The following is a 15,364-nucleotide window of genomic DNA, read 5'->3' as shown; positions in this document are numbered from 1 at the left end:
GGGGTCGGAAGAATCGTGGAGAACCTGATCGCGCTGCTCATCGCGGCGCCCCTGCTCGGAGCGGCCGTCCTCCTGGTCGGCGGCCGGCGGCTGGACGCCGTCGGCCACTGGATCGGCACGCTCCTGTCGGCCGCCTCCTTCGTGTTCGGCCTGATCCTCTTCGCCGACCTGCTCGGCAAGAACGCCGAACATCGCACCCTGACCCAGCACCTGTGGACGTGGATCTCGGTCGGCAGCTTCCAGGCGGACGTCACCTTCCGCCTCGACCAACTGTCGATGACCTTCGTTCTGCTGATCACCGGCGTCGGCTCGCTGATCCACCTGTACTCGGTCGGGTACATGGAGCACGACGAGCGGCGCCGCCGCTTCTTCGGCTACCTGAACCTGTTCCTCGCGGCGATGCTGCTGCTCGTCCTCGCCGACAACTATCTGCTGCTGTACGTCGGCTGGGAGGGCGTCGGCCTCGCGTCGTATCTGCTGATCGGCTTCTGGCAGCACAAGCCCAGCGCGGCCACGGCGGCGAAGAAGGCCTTCCTGGTCAACCGCGTCGGCGACATGGGCCTGTCGATCGCGATCATGCTGATGTTCACCACCTTCGGCAGCTTCGCCTTCGGCCCGGTCTTCAGCCACGCCGGTGACGCCTCCGAGGGCAGGCTCACCGCGATCGGCCTGATGCTGCTGCTCGCAGCCTGCGGCAAGTCCGCCCAGGTGCCGCTGCAGTCCTGGCTCGGGGACGCCATGGAGGGCCCGACCCCGGTGTCGGCCCTGATCCACGCCGCGACGATGGTGACCGCGGGCGTGTACCTGATCGTCCGCTCCGCGGCCATCTTCAACCTGGCTCCGGACGCCCAGCTCGCCGTCACCGTCGTCGGCGCGGTCACGCTCCTCTTCGGTGCGATCGTCGGTTGCGCGAAGGACGACATCAAGAAGGCGCTGGCCGGATCGACCATGTCGCAGATCGGCTACATGATCCTCGCCGCCGGCCTCGGCCCCATCGGCTACGTCTTCGCGATCATGCACCTGGTGACGCACGGCTTCTTCAAGGCCGGACTGTTCCTCGGCGCCGGTTCCGTCATGCACGGCATGAACGACGAGGTCGACATGCGCAGGTACGGCGGCCTCAGGAAGTACATGCCGGTCACGTTCATCACCTTCGGTCTCGGCTACCTCGCCATCATCGGTTTTCCGTTCCTGTCGGGCTTCTTCTCCAAGGACGCGATCATCGAGGCGGCCTTCGCGAAGGGCGGCACACAGGGCTGGATCCTCGGCGGCGCGGCCCTGCTGGGCGCGGCCATCACCGCGTTCTACATGACCCGCGTGATGCTGATGACGTTCTTCGGCGAGAAGCGCTGGCAGCCGGACGAGAACGGCAACGAGCCGCACCCGCACGAGTCGCCGAAGGTCATGACGATCCCGATGGTCCTGCTCGCGTTCGGGTCGGTCTTCGCCGGCGGGCTGTTCAGCATCGGCGACCGCTTCCTGCACTGGCTGGAGCCGGTCACCGGCCACAGCGAGGGCCACTCGCCGGTCAGCGCGGCCACGGTCACCGCCGCGACGATGGTGTGCCTGGTCATCGGCGTCGGCATCGCCTGGGCCCAGTACGGCCGCAAGCCCGTGCCTGCCGTCGCCCCGCGCGGATCGCTGCTCACCCGGGCCGCCCGGCGCGACCTGCTCCAGGACGACTTCAACCACGTCGTCCTGGTGCGCGGCGGGGAGCACCTCACGCGCTCCCTGGTCTACGTCGACCACACCCTGGTCGACGGCGTCGTCAACGGCACGGCGGCCGGCTTCGGCGGCCTGTCGGGCCGGCTCCGCCGGGTCCAGAACGGCTTCGTCCGTTCTTACGCGGTCTCGATGTTCGGCGGCGCGGCACTCCTGGTCGCCGCGACCCTGCTGATGAGGGCGGTCTGATACCGATGTCCTTTCCTCTGCTGACAGCGACGGCGGCGCTCCCGGCCATCGGGGCCGTCGCCACGGCCGCCGTACCGGCCGCACGGCGTACCGCCGCGAAGTGGCTGGCGCTGCTGGTCTCGCTCGCCACGCTCGCCCTGGCGGTCACCGTCCTGGTCCGCTTCGACCCGGACGGCGCCCGCTACCAGCTCACCGAATCGCACCCCTGGATCGCCGACTTCGGCGTCCGCTACGAGGTGGGCGTCGACGGCATCGCGGTGGCGCTCATCGCGCTGACCGCGCTGCTGATCCCGTTCGTGATCCTCGCCGGCTGGCACGACGCCGACCCGCTGGAGACCGGCAGCCGCCGCTGGCGGCCCACTCAAGGCTTCTTCGCGCTGATCCTGGCGGTCGAGGCGATGGTGGTCATCTCCTTCGAGGCCACCGACGTCTTCCTCTTCTACATCTTCTTCGAAGCCATGCTCATCCCGATGTACTTCCTCATCGGCGGTTTCGGGGACCGTGCCCACGAGCACGGCGAGGAGGCGGCCTCCACGCAGCGGTCGTACGCGGCGGTGAAGTTCCTGCTCTACAACCTGGTCGGCGGCCTGATCATGCTGGCCGCGGTGATCGGCCTCTACGTGGTCGCCGGGAACTTCAGCCTCCAGGAGATCGCGCAGGCACGCGCCAACGGCTCCCTGCACATGGCGACGAACACCGAACGCTGGCTGTTCCTCGGCTTCTTCTTCGCCTTCGCGGTGAAGGCGCCGCTGTGGCCGCTGCACACCTGGCTGCCCAACGCCATGCAGGAGGCCACCGCCCCGGTCGCCGTCCTCATCACCGCGGTCGTCGACAAGGTGGGCACCTTCGCGATGCTCCGCTTCTGCCTCCAGCTGTTCCCGGGGGCCAGCAAGTGGGCGACGCCCGTCATCCTCGTACTGGCGCTCATCAGCATCGTCTACGGAGCCCTGCTCGCCGTCGGCCAGCGGGACATCAAGCGTCTGGTCGCCTACGCGTCGATCTCGCACTTCGGCTTCATCATCATGGGCATCTTCGCGATGACCACCCAGGGCCAGTCCGGCGCCACGCTCTACATGGTCAACCACGGCATCTCCACGGCCGCGCTGATGCTGGTCGCGGGCTTCCTGATCTCCCGGCGCGGCTCGCGCCTCATCGCCGACTACGGCGGTGTGCAGAAGGTCGCCCCGGTGCTCGCCGGCACCTTCCTGATCGGCGGCCTCGCCACTCTGTCGCTGCCCGGGCTCGCGCCGTTCGTCAGTGAGTTCCTGGTCCTGGTCGGCACGTTCACGCGCTACCCGGCGATCGGCATCATCGCCACCTTCGGCATCGTGCTCGCCGCGCTCTACACCCTCGTGCTCTACCAGCGCACGATGACGGGCCCGGTCAAGCCCGAGGTCTCGGCGATGCCCGACCTCCGCGCGCGCGAGCTGGTGGTCGTCGCGCCGTTGATCGTGCTGCTGATCTTCCTGGGCGTCTACCCGAAGCCCGTCACGGACATCGTCAACCCGGCGGTCAAGCAGACCATGTCCGACGTACACAAGACCGATCCCAAGCCCTCGGTGGAGGCGGCCAAGTGAGCGCAACAGCCGTCCACAGCCTGTGGACAACCGCGGCCGAGCCGATCTCGAAGATCCCCACGCCGAAGATCGAGTACGGGCAATTGTCGCCGACCTTGATCGTCGTCGGCGCGGCGCTGGTCGGCGTGCTGATCGAGGCGTTCGTCCCGCGCAGGTCCCGCTACTACGCGCAGGTGTTCGTGTCCGTCGTGGCCCTCTGTGCCGCGTTCGCCGCGGTGGTCGCCCTGGCGGCCGACGGCTACGGCACCACGAAGGCGCACATCGCGGCCATGGGAGCGATCGCGGTCGACGGTCCGGCCCTGTTCCTGCAGGGCACGATCCTGCTGGCCGGTCTGGTCGCCCTGTTCACCTTCGCCGAACGGCGCCTGGACCCGGCGGCGCACGGCAACCGGGTCGACTCGTTCGCGGCGCAGGCCGCGTCCGTGCCGGGCGGTGACGGCGAGAAGGCCGCAGTGAAGGCCGGCTTCACCACCACCGAGGTCTTCCCGCTGCTGCTCTTCGCGATCGCCGGCATGCTGATCTTCCCCTCGGCCAACGACCTGCTGACGCTGTTCGTGGCCCTGGAGGTCTTCTCCCTGCCGCTGTACCTGCTGTGCGCGCTGGCCCGCCGCAAGCGGCTCCTCTCGCAGGAGGCCGCGGTCAAGTACTTCCTGCTCGGCGCGTTCGCCTCGGCGTTCACGCTGTTCGGCATCGCCCTGCTGTACGGCTACGCGGGCTCGATGTCGTACGCGCGCATCGCGCAGGTCGTCGACGGCACGGTCGGCACCGTCGACCCGGCGCTCGCGGGCACCATGGGCAACGACGCTCTGCTGCTGCTGGGCAGCGCCCTGATCGTGATGGGCCTGCTCTTCAAGGTGGGCGCGGTGCCGTTCCACATGTGGACGCCCGACGTCTACCAGGGCGCGCCGACCCCGGTGACCGGCTTCATGGCGGCGGCGACGAAGGTGGCGGCGTTCGGCGCGCTGCTGCGCCTGCTGTACGTCGTCCTGCCCGGCATGCGCTGGGACTGGCGGCCGGTCATGTGGGCGGTGGCCGTCGTCACCATGCTGGGCGGCGCGATCATCGCGATCACGCAGACCGACATCAAGCGACTGCTGGCGTACTCGTCGATCGCGCACGCCGGATTCATCCTCGCGGGTGTCATCGCGACCTCGAAGGACGGCGTGTCGTCCGTGCTGTTCTACCTGGCCGGGTACTCGTTCGTGACGATCGGCGCCTTCGCGGTGGTCACGCTGGTGCGCGACGCGGGCGGCGAGGCGACGCACCTGTCCAAGTGGGCCGGGCTCGGCCGCCGGTCGCCGCTGGTGGCGGCCGTGTTCGCGGTCTTCCTGCTGGCCTTCGCCGGTATCCCGCTGACCTCCGGTTTCGCCGGGAAGTTCGCCGTGTTCAAGGCGGCGGCGGACGGCGGTGCGGCCCCGCTGGTCGTGATCGGTGTGATCTCCTCGGCGATCGCCGCGTTCTTCTACATCCGGGTGATCGTGCTGATGTTCTTCAGCGAGCCGAGGCCCGAGGGCCCGACCGTGGCCGTGCCGTCGCCGCTGACCATGGCGGCGATCGGGGTGGGCGTGGCGGTCACGGTGGTGCTCGGTGTGGCGCCGCAGTACTTCCTGAACCTGGCGAGCCAGGCGGGCGTGTTCGTGCGCTGAGGCCCGCGCGACGTCCTGCGGCCCCGGTTCCTCCGAGCGAGGAGCCGGGGCCGTCGCCTGTCAGTGGCCCGGCATCTTCGACATGCCCGGTGTTGCCGACGAAGGGCACTTCACTGTCGGGTTCCACTGGGAGAAGAGACCGCGGGGGTTCTTCTTGTAGATCCACACGTGCAGGTCGTAGTGGGTGGGCATGCCCGGGTAGTGGCCGGCCATCGGGCCCTGGAAGTCCTGCCCGAACAGGCGGGGCCGCTTCATGTTCTTGCCGGTGACCGGGACCACCCACTCCACGCCCACGAGCCGGCGCTTGCCGTTGCCGACGTCCTCGTAGAGCAGGCCGCCCGGCTTCTTCGGGTCGAGGGAGCCGAAGCGGGACTCGTTGAAGTAGTGGAAGCCCATGGCGCCCTCGGCGCGGGCCAGGCACACATGCGGCTCGTAGCCGGCGGCGGTCGCGAACGGCTCGTAGCGGTACAGCGCCGTCGCTGTGTACGCCGCGGTCAGCTGCGGGTCGGTGAAGGCGTCCTGGTCGGCGGCTTGGGCGGGCACCGAGGCCGGCACGGCGAGGGCCGAGACGAGGGCGAGGGCGGCTCCGGCGAGGCGAGCGATCATGGGGCGGGGCTCCTAGGGGCAGACGCGGGTGTACCGGGGTGTGGGAAGCGTGATCCGGCGGCGAGCGAGCCTCCGCGGCCCGCTCCAGCAGCCTGTCCCCGGGCGAAGGGAGTGGCCATCCAGAGGCGCCCCAATGGGTTGAGCGGTGACCTTTTGGCAGCACCTGACGCGTCCGATGGGGTGCAGGATCGACTGTCCGGAAACAGTCGCTGCATTGATATGACAAGTCACTCGTACCTGTGGACAACTCCCGACGCTGTCGGCGCGGGCGCCTATCGTGGACGCAGTGGTCGAGGGACGACACACGGGGGACGGACCCGGGGGACACAGGACGATGGGCGCGACGGGCGGGATCAGCGAGATGCCAAGGACGACCGAGGGGCCGGGTGCGGCCGCGAGCGAGGCGCTGGCCACGCTGCACCGGGTCTTCGGATACGAGGCCTTCCGCGGTGAGCAGGAAGCGGTCATCGAGCATGTGGTGGCGGGCGGAGACGCCCTCGTCCTCATGCCGACCGGCGGCGGAAAGTCACTGTGCTACCAGATCCCGGCCCTGGTCAGACCCGGTACGGGCGTGGTGATCTCGCCGCTGATCGCGCTGATGCAGGACCAGGTGGACGCCCTGCGTGCCCTCGGCGTACGGGCCGGCTTCATCAACTCCACGCAGGACTTCGGCGAGCGGCGCATGGTCGAGGCCGAGTTCCTCGCAGGCGAGCTGGACCTGCTGTACCTGGCCCCGGAGCGGCTGCGGGTCGAGGCCACGCTCGACCTGCTCTCCCGCGGCAAGATCTCCGTCTTCGCCATCGACGAGGCGCACTGTGTGTCCCAGTGGGGCCACGACTTCCGCCCCGATTACCTGGCCCTCTCCCTGCTCGGCGAGCGCTGGCCGGACGTCCCGCGGATCGCCCTCACGGCCACGGCCACGCGCGCCACCCACGAGGAGATCACCCAGCGGCTGGACCTGCCGAGGGCCCGCCACTTCGTCGCCAGCTTCGACCGGCCCAACATCCAGTACCGGATCGTGCCCAAGGCCGACCCCAGGAAGCAGCTGCTCGCCTTCCTGCGGGAGGAGCACGCGGGCGACGCCGGCATCGTGTACTGCCTCTCCCGCAACTCGGTGGAGCGGACGGCCGAGTTCCTGAGCAGCAATGGCATAGAGGCGGTGCCCTACCACGCGGGCCTGGACGCGGGCACGCGCGCGGCCCACCAGTCCCGGTTCCTGCGCGAGGAGGGCCTGGTCGTGGTCGCGACCATCGCCTTCGGCATGGGCATCGACAAGCCGGACGTGCGCTTCGTCGCCCATCTGGACCTGCCCAAGTCGATCGAGGGCTACTACCAGGAGACGGGCCGCGCAGGTCGCGACGGAGCGACCTCCACCGCCTGGATGGCCTACGGCCTCAACGACGTCATCCAGCAGCGCAAGCTGATCCAGTCCGGCGAGGGCGACGAGGCGTTCCGCCGCCGGGCCTCCGCCCACCTCGACGCCATGCTCGCCCTGTGCGAGACCGCCCAGTGCCGGCGCGGCCAGCTGCTGGCCTACTTCGGCCAGGAACCCTCCACCACGGGCTGCGGCAACTGCGACACCTGCCTGACCCCGCCGGAGACCTGGGACGGCACGGTCGCCGCGCAGAAGGTGCTGTCGACGGTGGTACGGCTGCAGCGGGAGCGCGGGCAGAAGTTCGGCGCCGTACAGATCGTCGACATCCTGCTCGGCAAGCGCACCGGCAAGGTGATCCAGTTCGACCACGACCAGCTGTCCGTGTTCGGCATCGGCCAGGACCTCGCCGAGGGCGAGTGGCGGGGTGTCGTCCGGCAGCTGCTGGCCCAGGGGCTGCTCGCGGTCGAGGGCGAGTACGGAACGCTGGTGCTCACCGAGGCGAGCGGTTCGGTGCTGCGGCGGGAGCGGGAGGTGCCGCTGCGCAAGGAGCCGAAGAAGCCGGCCACGTCGCGGTCGGGATCGGGCGCCTCCTCCGGCCGGGGCGACGGCAAGGCCAAGGCCGCCGCGGTCGAGCTGCCCGACTCGCTGCTCCCCGCCTTCGAGGCCCTGCGCGCCTGGCGCGCCGAACAGGCCCGGGAGCAGGGAGTCCCGGCGTACGTCATCTTCCACGACGCCACCCTCCGGGAGATCGTCACCTCCTGGCCCGGCTCGGTGCGGGAGTTGGGCACGGTGAGCGGGGTCGGCGAGAAGAAGCTGGCGACGTACGGGGAAGGGGTGCTCGAGGTGCTGAACTCCCTCGGCACACCGGGCACGCCCGCCGGCGGCGCCCCCACGGGCGATGTCTCCCCTGCGGGTGAGTCTTCACCGGCGCCCGTCGACTCCCCGGACGACTACTGGCCCGAGCCGGAGGACGAGCCGGAGCCGGACGACTGGATATAGCCCGCCCGAGGCCTCGGGAGACCGGCCTTCCCTCCTGCGCTGCGACTGGGGCGACGCCGCGGATCGTCACAATCCCCGCGCCGCGTATGCCCTGACATCCGCGTCCGAGTCGGTCGTGGCCGTGGCCAGGGCCGCACGAGCCTCCTCGGTGGCGTTGTGCCGGGTCAGGGCCAGGACCGCCGCCTTGCGCACGTCGGGGTTCGGGTCGGCCACGGCCTTGGCAAGGGCGGGGACGGCGGAGTCGGCGGGTGCGACCGACAGCGCGGTGGCGGCGCCGGCGCGGACCTGCCAGGCAGGGTCGGACAGGGCGGCCACGGCACGGGCGGCGAGCGGCGCCGGGCAGCCGGGCGTGGCCAGCGCACCCAGCGCGGCACCGCGCACCAGCGGGTCGGCGTCCTCGGTGAGCCGGTCCAGGGCGCCGGTGAGCGACTCCCGGGCCCGCGGGTCCAGGGGCGCCGGGCTGACGGCGGCCAGCGCCTTGGCCACGGCCACGCGGACTTCCCGGGAGGGATCGTTCGAGGCGCCCGCCAGTGGTTCGGCCACGTCGACCGAGACGAGGGCGCGCACGGCCTCGATACGGACCGGAATGTCGGGGTCGTCCAGCGCGGCGGCGAACACGGCTGCTTCGCCCAGCCGCAGGGCGCGCAGGACATCGAGGGCCGCGGCGCGGACCACGGGGTCCGCCTCGCCGAGCGCGTCGATGAGGGCGGCGCCCAGGGCGGGCTCGGACGGCAGGGTCTCGACAAGTTCACGCATCGAGGCCGCGGCGGCCGCGCGGACCTTGGCGTCGGGGTCCGCGAGGGCGCCCGCCAGGGCCGGTCCGGTGCCGGGCGGCACGGTCTCGGTGAGGACGGAGACGGCCGTACGGCGGACCGCGGGATCGGGATCGGACAAATAGGGCTGCAGGGAAGCGAGTTCGGGCTCCTCCTCGGCCAGCCGCAGCAGCTCCAGGAGCCGGGGCGGGGCGGTGCCCGGGGCGCCGCTCGGGGCCTCCAGTCCGGCGGCGCGGGTGGACGACGGTCCGGTGGCGACCGGCGCCGCATCGCGCGGGCCGGCCGTGGCGACGTCCTCGGGCCGGACCTGGCCCAGCTGCCGGGAGGGACCGCCTGCCGGGGCGAAGCCCTCGACCGGGACCAGATACGGAGCCACGGGCCGGACCGTGAACTCCATCGCACCAGAGGGGGACTTGTGCAGATCGAGGTGGTGGAACCAGGAGGCGTCGTCGCGCCCGGGGTGGTCGATCCGGTCGTGGTAGAGCCCCCAGCGGGACTCGGTACGGGCGAGGGAGGCGCGGGCGGCCATCTCCGCGCAGTCACGGATGAAGGTGACCTCGGCGCAGCGCATCAGCTCGTGCGGGGTGCGGGCGCCCATCGCGGCGATGTCGGCGCGCATCCGTTCGAAAGCCTCCAGGGCGAGGGAGAGGCGGACGCCGGACTTGGGCGGTGCCACGTAGTCGTTCACGAAGCGGCGCAGCTTGTACTCGACCTGGGGCTGCGGCGGGCCGTCCGGGTTGCGCAACGGGCGGTAGATCAGCTCGTGCGCCTCGCGGACCTGGTCCGCGGGAAGCTCTCCCGCGTACGCCGTGTACTGGGCGGCGTCAGCACCCGCGAGGTCCCCGAAGACGAAGGCGCCGATCATGTAGTTGTGCGGGACGCAGGCGAGGTCGCCCGCGGCGTACAGGCGGGGGACGGTCGTACGGGCCCGGTCGTCGACGCGGACACCGGAGGCGGAGTGGCCACCGCACAGACCGATCTCGGAGATGTGCATCTCGACGTCGTGGGTGCGGTAGTCGTGCCCGCGCCCGGCGTGGAAGGTGCCGCGGGTGGGCCGCTCGGTGGAGTGGAGGATGGACTCCAGGGCGGAGACCGACTCCTCGGGCAGATGACTCAGCTTCAGGTAGACCGGGCCGCGGTCGCTGGCGACCTCCGCCGCGAACTCGGCCATCATCTGCCCCGACCAGTAGTCGGAGTCGACGAACCGCTCGCCGTGCCGGTTGACCTGGTAGCCGCCGAAGGGGTTGGCGACGTAGGCGCAGGCCGGACCGTTGTAGTCCTTGATCAGCGGATTGATCTGGAAGCATTCGATTCCGGTCAGCTCGGCGCCCGCGTGGTAGGCCATGGCGTAGCCGTCACCGGCGTTGGTGGGGTTCTCGTAGGTGCCGTAGAGGTAGCCGGAGGCGGGCAGACCGAGACGGCCGCAGGGGCCGGTGGCGAGGATCACCGCGCCCGCGCGGACGGTGACGAAGGCACCGGTGCGGGTGTGGAAGCCGACGGCGCCCACGGCCCGCCCGTCGTCCGCCGCGGTCAGCACACGGACCGGCATCAACCGGTTCTCGATACGGATCCGCTCCCGCATCTCCCGCCGCCGCAACTGCCGGTACAGAACCTTCTTGACGTCCTTGCCCTCCGGCATCGGCAGCACGTACGAGCCCGAGCGGTGGACCTGGCGGACCGCGTAGTCCCCGTGCTCGTCCTTCTCGAACTTGACCCCGTACGACTCCAGCCGCTGGACCATAGCGAAGCCGCGGATGGCGGTCTGGCGGACGGTCGACTGGTCGACGATGCCGTCGTTGGCACGGGTGATCTCGGCGACGTAGTCGTCGGGCTCGGCGCGGCCGGGGACGACCGCGTTGTTGACGCCGTCCATGCCCATGGCCAGCGCGCCGGAGTGGCGGACGTGGGCCTTCTCCAGGAGCAGGACGTCCGCGCCGCGCTCGGCGGCGGTCAGGGCGGCCATGGTGCCGGCGGTGCCACCGCCGATGACGAGAACGTCGCAGGTCAGCTCCTCGGCATCGGTGACGGCGGGGATCTCCATGGGGGTCTGCGCGGGGGCGTTGGCGGGGGTGGTCACCGGGGTGCCTTTCAGGTGCCGAGCGAGGAGAGGACGGTGCGACGCAGGGCTGCCCGGGCCGGGTCGTCGAGGGCGCCACGGTCACGCGGACGCGGCACGTCGCGTACGGAGGCCAGGCCGCCGGCCCCGAGGAGGGCGACGCGGTCGCCGAGGAAGAGCGCCTCGTCCACGTCGTGCGTGACGAAGACGACGGTCGCGCCCGTGCCGCGCAGGACCTCCACCAGCAGGTCCTGCATGCCCGAGCGGGTCTGGGCGTCGAGGGCTCCGAAGGGTTCGTCCATGAGGACCGCGCGCGGGCTGTCCGCCAGGGCGCGGGCCAACTGGGCGCGCTGGCGCTGCCCGCCGGAGACCCGGTGCGGCAACTGTCCCGCCTGTGCACTTAGTCCGACGCGCCCGAGCCAGGACTCGGCCCGCGAACGACGCTCGGAGCGCGGTACGCCGCTGATGGCGAGGGGGAGTTCGACGTTTCCGCGCAGGGTGCGCCAAGGCAGCAGCGCGTCCTCCTGGAAGACCAGCGCACGGTCGGCGGACGGCCCGGTGAGCGGGCTGCCGTCCTGCTCCACCGCCCCGGCCAGCGGTGACAGCAGCCCGGCGAGCGTGCGCAGCAGCGTCGACTTGCCGCAGCCGGAGGGGCCGACGACGGTGAGGATCTCGCCCGGCGCGACATCCAGGTCGACGTCGTGCAGGACCGGGGCGCCCGGACGGCCGAGGACGGCGGCACGGAAGGTGAGCCGGGTGCCGCGTACGGCCTCCCGTGACGTCGTCGCAGGGGCGACGCCTGTCACGACCGTCTCAGACGAGGTGCTCATCCCGCGCCCCCTGCTCGCTTTCGTCGTGGCCCTGGTGCTGGGCCTCGGGCTGGTTCTCGGGGTTGCCGTCGGCCTTCATGGCGACCGCGGCCGGGGCGGCGACGCGGGGCACCCCAGTGCGCCCCCGGCCGGCGGGCACGTACGAGGTGCGGGGCAGCCAGCTGGTCAGGCGGCGGCCGAGGAGTTCCACAGCCGTGGAGGTGACCCAGCCGAGGAGGCCGATCGTGACCATGCCGACGAAGACGCCCGGGTAGTTCACGACCGTGTAGTCCTGCCAGGTGCGGTAACCGACGCCGTACTGGCCGGAGATCATTTCGGCGGAGATCACGCAGATCCACGAGACGCCGATACCGACCGACAGGCCGCCGAAGATGCCGGGCAGCGCCCCCGGCAGCACGACCGAGCCGAGGATCCGCAGCCGGCCGCCACCGAGGGTGCGCACCGCCTCCTCCCACACGGGGGTGAGTGCACGGACCGCGTGCCGGGTGGAGACCAGCACGGGGAAGAAGGCGGCGGTGCACGTGATGAAGACGATGCCCTGTTCGTTCGAGGGGAAGAGAAGGATCGCGACGGGGACGAGGGCGATGGCCGGGATGGGGCGTACGACTTCCAGGACCGGGCCGAGCAGGTCCTCGGCGAGGCGCGAGCGGGCCACGAGCACGCCCGTCGCCACGCCCAGGACGGCTGCCAGCGCGAAGCCGGTGAGGATGCGGGTGAGGCTGTCGGTGAGGTCGGTCCAGTAGTCGGCCCCGGAGACCCGGTCGGCGAAGGCCCGGGCCACGTCGGTGGCCGTCGGAAACTGCGAGAAGCGCAGCCACAGGTCGACGTCCAGGCTGGTCAGCAGCTGCCAGAGCCCAAGAGCGGTGGCAAGGGACGCCGCCCGCAACGCATAGCGGGCGAGCGGCCGCCGGGTCATGAGGACCGCCCGAGTGCCTCGGTGTACGAGACGGCACGGGCGCCGCCGTGAGCCGTGATGTACGCCTGCGCTGTATCTGGGGCCACGAACGGCAGCAGCTGGTCACCGTCGGCCACCCAGACCGCCTTGTCGGCGAACCAGAGGGTGCCGGTGGTGGCGTCGGGGACGTAGGCAGCGCGGATGCCGCCCCGGTGCCCGGCCACGTAGGCCAGCAACTCCTTCGGCGACTTGAAGGAGACGGTCTTCTTGCCGCCCTTGGGCCATACCTCGCTCGCGCCCGGCGCGGGTGCGGCGGCGAGCCGCTCGGCGTAGGAGGCGCCGAGGGCTTTCTTCACGTACCGGTCGTCGATGAAGGAGTCCACGTCTATGTCGCCGGTGAGCTTGGCGGCCTTGAGGACGGAGACGTCCTGCTTCAGCGCGGCGACGAGCTGGGGTTTGACGGCCGGATCGAAGGTGGCGATGCCGTGGGCGCCGTTGTACAGGTAGACGACCTCGGCGGGCAGACCGGTGGCCCCGGCGACCTTCTCCGCGGCGGTCACAGGGTGGTCGTCGAGATAGTCCGAGGCTTGCGCCTGGGCCTTCAGGAAAGCATCCAGCACGGCTGGGTGCTGCTTGGCGAAGTCCTCGCGGGCGGTGACACCGTGGAAGGTCGGCAGGTTCAGCCGGGCGCCGTCGTACAGGGCCTTTGCCTTGCCCTGGTAAGCGAGCAGGCCCGGCCAGGCGACGAACTGCGACAGTGCGTCCACGCTGCCGGCGGAGAGGGCCGAAGCGCCGACGGCGGGCTGCTGGTTGAGCTTCGAGACACCGGTGTTCGGGTCGACGCCCGCGCGCTGCAGGGCTCGCACGAGGGTGCCGTCGGCTGCGGAGCCGACGCTCGTGGAGACCTTCTTGCCCTTCAGGTCCTTCAGGGAAGCGAGCTTGGAGTCCGGGGCGATGACCACGGTGTTGAGGCCGCCGCGCAGGTTGTAGCCGGTGACCGACACCAGGTGTGTGGGCTGGCCGAGCTGCTTGCCGCGTGCCGCGTTGAGCAGCAGGGGGAAGTCGCCCATCGACCCGATGTCGATCTTCCCGGCGGTCATCTGGGCGGTGATCGGGGCGCCGGTGGCGTAGTCCTGCCAGTCGACCTTGTAGGTGTGGCCGTCGTGCAGGGCGTTCAGCTGCTTCTCGAAGTAGCCCAGGGAGCGAAGCAGGGTCCCTGCGGTGACCGTGTTGATGGTCTTGGACTGGTAGCCGACGGTCACGGTGACTGTGGAACCGCTGCCCGCTTCGGCGCTGCCGCCACAGGCGGACAGGGGCAGGAGGAGCGTGGCGGCGGACAGGACGACTGCCTTGCGTTTCATGGTTGTTCGGCCTCTCACCGGAGCAGGTCGGAAGGGTCAGCGGAGCAGGTAGGGCATGTTGACCGTGACGGCTCCGGTGGGACAGCGGGCCGCGCACGGGCCGCAGTACCAGCACTCGTCGACGTGCATGTACGCCTTGCCGCTGCTGTCGTCGATGGCGAGTGAGTCCAGCGGGCACATGTCCACGCAGAGCGTGCAGCCGTCGATGCACTTCGACTCGTCGATGGTCACGGGCACGTCGGCCCGCTGGGGCGCCAAGGGCATGGCTGTCTCCAGGAAACGGGTCAGGCAGGGTGGTTACAGCGACCGGTGGAGCAGGCCGCTCATGGTGATGCGGTCGCCGCGGAAGCGGATGAACTCCAGGTCGACGGGGCGGCCGTCGGCGAGGTGTGTGAGGCGTTCCAGCATCAGCACGGCGGCCCCGCGCGGCGCCTGGAGCACGGCGGCGGAGTGGGCGTCCGCGTTCACCGCCTCCAGGGTGATCTCGGCGTGGCCGAGGCGCTGGCCGGTGATGGCTTCCAGCAGACGGAAGACATCGGTGTTCTCCAGGTCGGCGCCGAGCAGGGATGTTCCGATGTCGAGGGGGATGTAGGTGAGGTCGAGGGAGAGGGGGAGGCCGTTCAAACGGCGCAGGCGTTCGATGTAAAGGACGTCGGCGCCGGCCGGGACATGGAGGCGTTCGGCCACCGGGGCGGGCGCGGGGGCGGGGCCCAGGGTGCGGACCTCGTTGGTGACGCGGCCGTGTTCGCGGAGGGTTTCCGCGAGACCCATCAGGTGGTCGAGCCCGTGTGGGTACTTCTGGCCCACGACGACGGTGCCGACCCCCGGCAGCCGCTCCACCAGGCCTTCCGCCCGAAGCAGGTCCAGGGCCTGGCGGACGGTGTTGCGGGAGGCGCGGTAGTCGGCGGCGAGGGTGGACTCGTGGGGGAGGGTGCCGTCCTCGAACACGCCGGTGAGGAGCTGGTGGCGCAGGAGGTCGGCGAGCTGCCGGGCCCGGTCCGCACGCAGCCGGCGACGCACGCGGTGGGCGGCGACAGTGGTCGCGGCGCCCTGCCCGGCGTGGTCTCGGGAGCGGTCGGTGGGTGGCATGGCTGGAACCATACCGAGCAGGTAGGGAATGGGGTGTTTCTGGAGTGTTGCGCCAGGTGAGGGTGCGTTGGATAGGTCGCTGAGCTTGGGTTTTCCGAGGGGGCGGGCTAGAACTGCCACTCGGCTGCTCTTCGGTTCACGCTGATCGAAGCCGGGTGGGGCGCATGCTCGCGCCGGCGGTAGGCCGCCTGCTGGAGGTGACGACGGTCCGGCTGTGACTGCCCCCGGTGGCGTCGGGACATGGGG

The 15,364-nt window shown here is 70.9% G+C and carries 11 protein-coding genes; 4 read left to right on the top strand and 7 right to left on the bottom strand.

Going from position 1 to position 15,364, the window contains the following annotated elements; genetic code table 11:
* Positions 1–15 precede the first annotated feature (15 nt).
* The 3 genes from nuoL to nuoN are packed head-to-tail and all read left to right on the top strand — an operon-like array spanning position 16 to position 5,134.
* A complete protein-coding gene (nuoL, locus tag FB157_RS35465; protein WP_145884831.1) occupies positions 16–1,911 on the top strand; it encodes an NADH-quinone oxidoreductase subunit L in 1,896 nt (631 codons plus the stop codon).
* A 5-nt stretch (positions 1,912–1,916) separates the two neighbouring features.
* Positions 1,917–3,488, top strand: coding sequence for an NADH-quinone oxidoreductase subunit M (locus FB157_RS35460; protein ID WP_145884830.1), 1,572 nt, complete (start codon positions 1,917–1,919; stop codon positions 3,486–3,488).
* The gene (gene nuoN, locus FB157_RS35455; RefSeq protein ID WP_145884829.1) at positions 3,485–5,134 is read left to right on the top strand and encodes an NADH-quinone oxidoreductase subunit NuoN; all 1,650 of its coding nucleotides are present in this window, start codon (positions 3,485–3,487) and stop codon (positions 5,132–5,134) included. Before FB157_RS35460 ends, nuoN begins: the two co-directional genes overlap by 4 nt.
* Positions 5,135–5,194: 60 nt before the next feature.
* Here the strand turns inward: nuoN and FB157_RS35450 are convergent, their stop codons facing one another.
* Positions 5,195–5,740, bottom strand: a complete 546-nt coding sequence (locus tag FB157_RS35450; protein WP_145884828.1) for a hypothetical protein — start codon at positions 5,738–5,740, stop codon at positions 5,195–5,197.
* A 334-nt stretch (positions 5,741–6,074) separates the two neighbouring features.
* On the opposite strand from FB157_RS35450, the gene recQ reads away from it, so the two are divergent.
* The gene (gene recQ / locus FB157_RS35445) at positions 6,075–8,114 is read left to right on the top strand and encodes a DNA helicase RecQ (protein WP_145884827.1); all 2,040 of its coding nucleotides are present in this window, start codon (positions 6,075–6,077) and stop codon (positions 8,112–8,114) included.
* 66 nt (positions 8,115–8,180) lie between these two features.
* Here recQ and FB157_RS35440 read toward each other — a convergent pair whose 3' ends face one another.
* Genes FB157_RS35440 through FB157_RS35415 form a run of 6 tightly spaced genes read right to left on the bottom strand, consistent with a single transcriptional unit; the run spans position 8,181 to position 15,118 of the window.
* Positions 8,181–10,928: a fumarate reductase/succinate dehydrogenase flavoprotein subunit gene (locus FB157_RS35440; protein WP_145884948.1), complete on the bottom strand. Its 2,748-nt coding sequence runs from the start codon at positions 10,926–10,928 to the stop codon at positions 8,181–8,183.
* Between the two features lie 47 nt (positions 10,929–10,975).
* On the bottom strand, positions 10,976–11,773 hold the full coding sequence (locus tag FB157_RS35435) for an ABC transporter ATP-binding protein (RefSeq protein WP_145884826.1): 798 nt from the start codon (positions 11,771–11,773) through the stop codon (positions 10,976–10,978).
* The gene (locus FB157_RS35430; RefSeq protein ID WP_261386737.1) at positions 11,757–12,689 is read right to left on the bottom strand and encodes an ABC transporter permease; all 933 of its coding nucleotides are present in this window, start codon (positions 12,687–12,689) and stop codon (positions 11,757–11,759) included. The genes FB157_RS35435 and FB157_RS35430 overlap by 17 nt, the downstream gene beginning before the upstream one ends.
* Positions 12,686–14,029 (bottom strand): ABC transporter substrate-binding protein, encoded by a 1,344-nt coding sequence (locus FB157_RS35425; protein ID WP_145884825.1) that lies wholly within the window; start codon positions 14,027–14,029, stop codon positions 12,686–12,688. Before FB157_RS35425 ends, FB157_RS35430 begins: the two co-directional genes overlap by 4 nt.
* Before the next feature lie 36 nt (positions 14,030–14,065).
* The gene (locus FB157_RS35420; protein ID WP_016437651.1) at positions 14,066–14,293 is read right to left on the bottom strand and encodes a ferredoxin family protein; all 228 of its coding nucleotides are present in this window, start codon (positions 14,291–14,293) and stop codon (positions 14,066–14,068) included.
* A 33-nt stretch (positions 14,294–14,326) separates the two neighbouring features.
* Positions 14,327–15,118, bottom strand: a complete 792-nt coding sequence (locus FB157_RS35415) for a GntR family transcriptional regulator (RefSeq protein WP_145884824.1) — start codon at positions 15,116–15,118, stop codon at positions 14,327–14,329.
* Positions 15,119–15,364 lie beyond the last annotated feature (246 nt).

The organism is Streptomyces sp. BK340, from assembly GCF_007827595.1.
Lineage (GTDB): Bacteria > Actinomycetota > Actinomycetes > Streptomycetales > Streptomycetaceae > Streptomyces.
This window is presented reverse-complemented; position numbering and strand designations above follow the sequence as displayed.

Coding starts and splice junctions, on each gene's coding strand:
- FB157_RS35430 (WP_261386737.1), bottom strand. CDS start 12,689: ATGACCCGGCGGCCGCTCGCCCGCTATGCGTTGCGGGCGGCGTCCCTT.
- FB157_RS35450 (WP_145884828.1), bottom strand. CDS start 5,740: ATGATCGCTCGCCTCGCCGGAGCCGCCCTCGCCCTCGTCTCGGCCCTC.
- FB157_RS35440 (WP_145884948.1), bottom strand. CDS start 10,928: ATGGAGATCCCCGCCGTCACCGATGCCGAGGAGCTGACCTGCGACGTT.
- FB157_RS35425 (WP_145884825.1), bottom strand. CDS start 14,029: ATGAAACGCAAGGCAGTCGTCCTGTCCGCCGCCACGCTCCTCCTGCCC.
- FB157_RS35420 (WP_016437651.1), bottom strand. CDS start 14,293: ATGCCCTTGGCGCCCCAGCGGGCCGACGTGCCCGTGACCATCGACGAG.
- recQ (WP_145884827.1), top strand. CDS start 6,075: ATGGGCGCGACGGGCGGGATCAGCGAGATGCCAAGGACGACCGAGGGG.
- FB157_RS35435 (WP_145884826.1), bottom strand. CDS start 11,773: ATGAGCACCTCGTCTGAGACGGTCGTGACAGGCGTCGCCCCTGCGACG.
- FB157_RS35460 (WP_145884830.1), top strand. CDS start 1,917: ATGTCCTTTCCTCTGCTGACAGCGACGGCGGCGCTCCCGGCCATCGGG.
- FB157_RS35415 (WP_145884824.1), bottom strand. CDS start 15,118: ATGCCACCCACCGACCGCTCCCGAGACCACGCCGGGCAGGGCGCCGCG.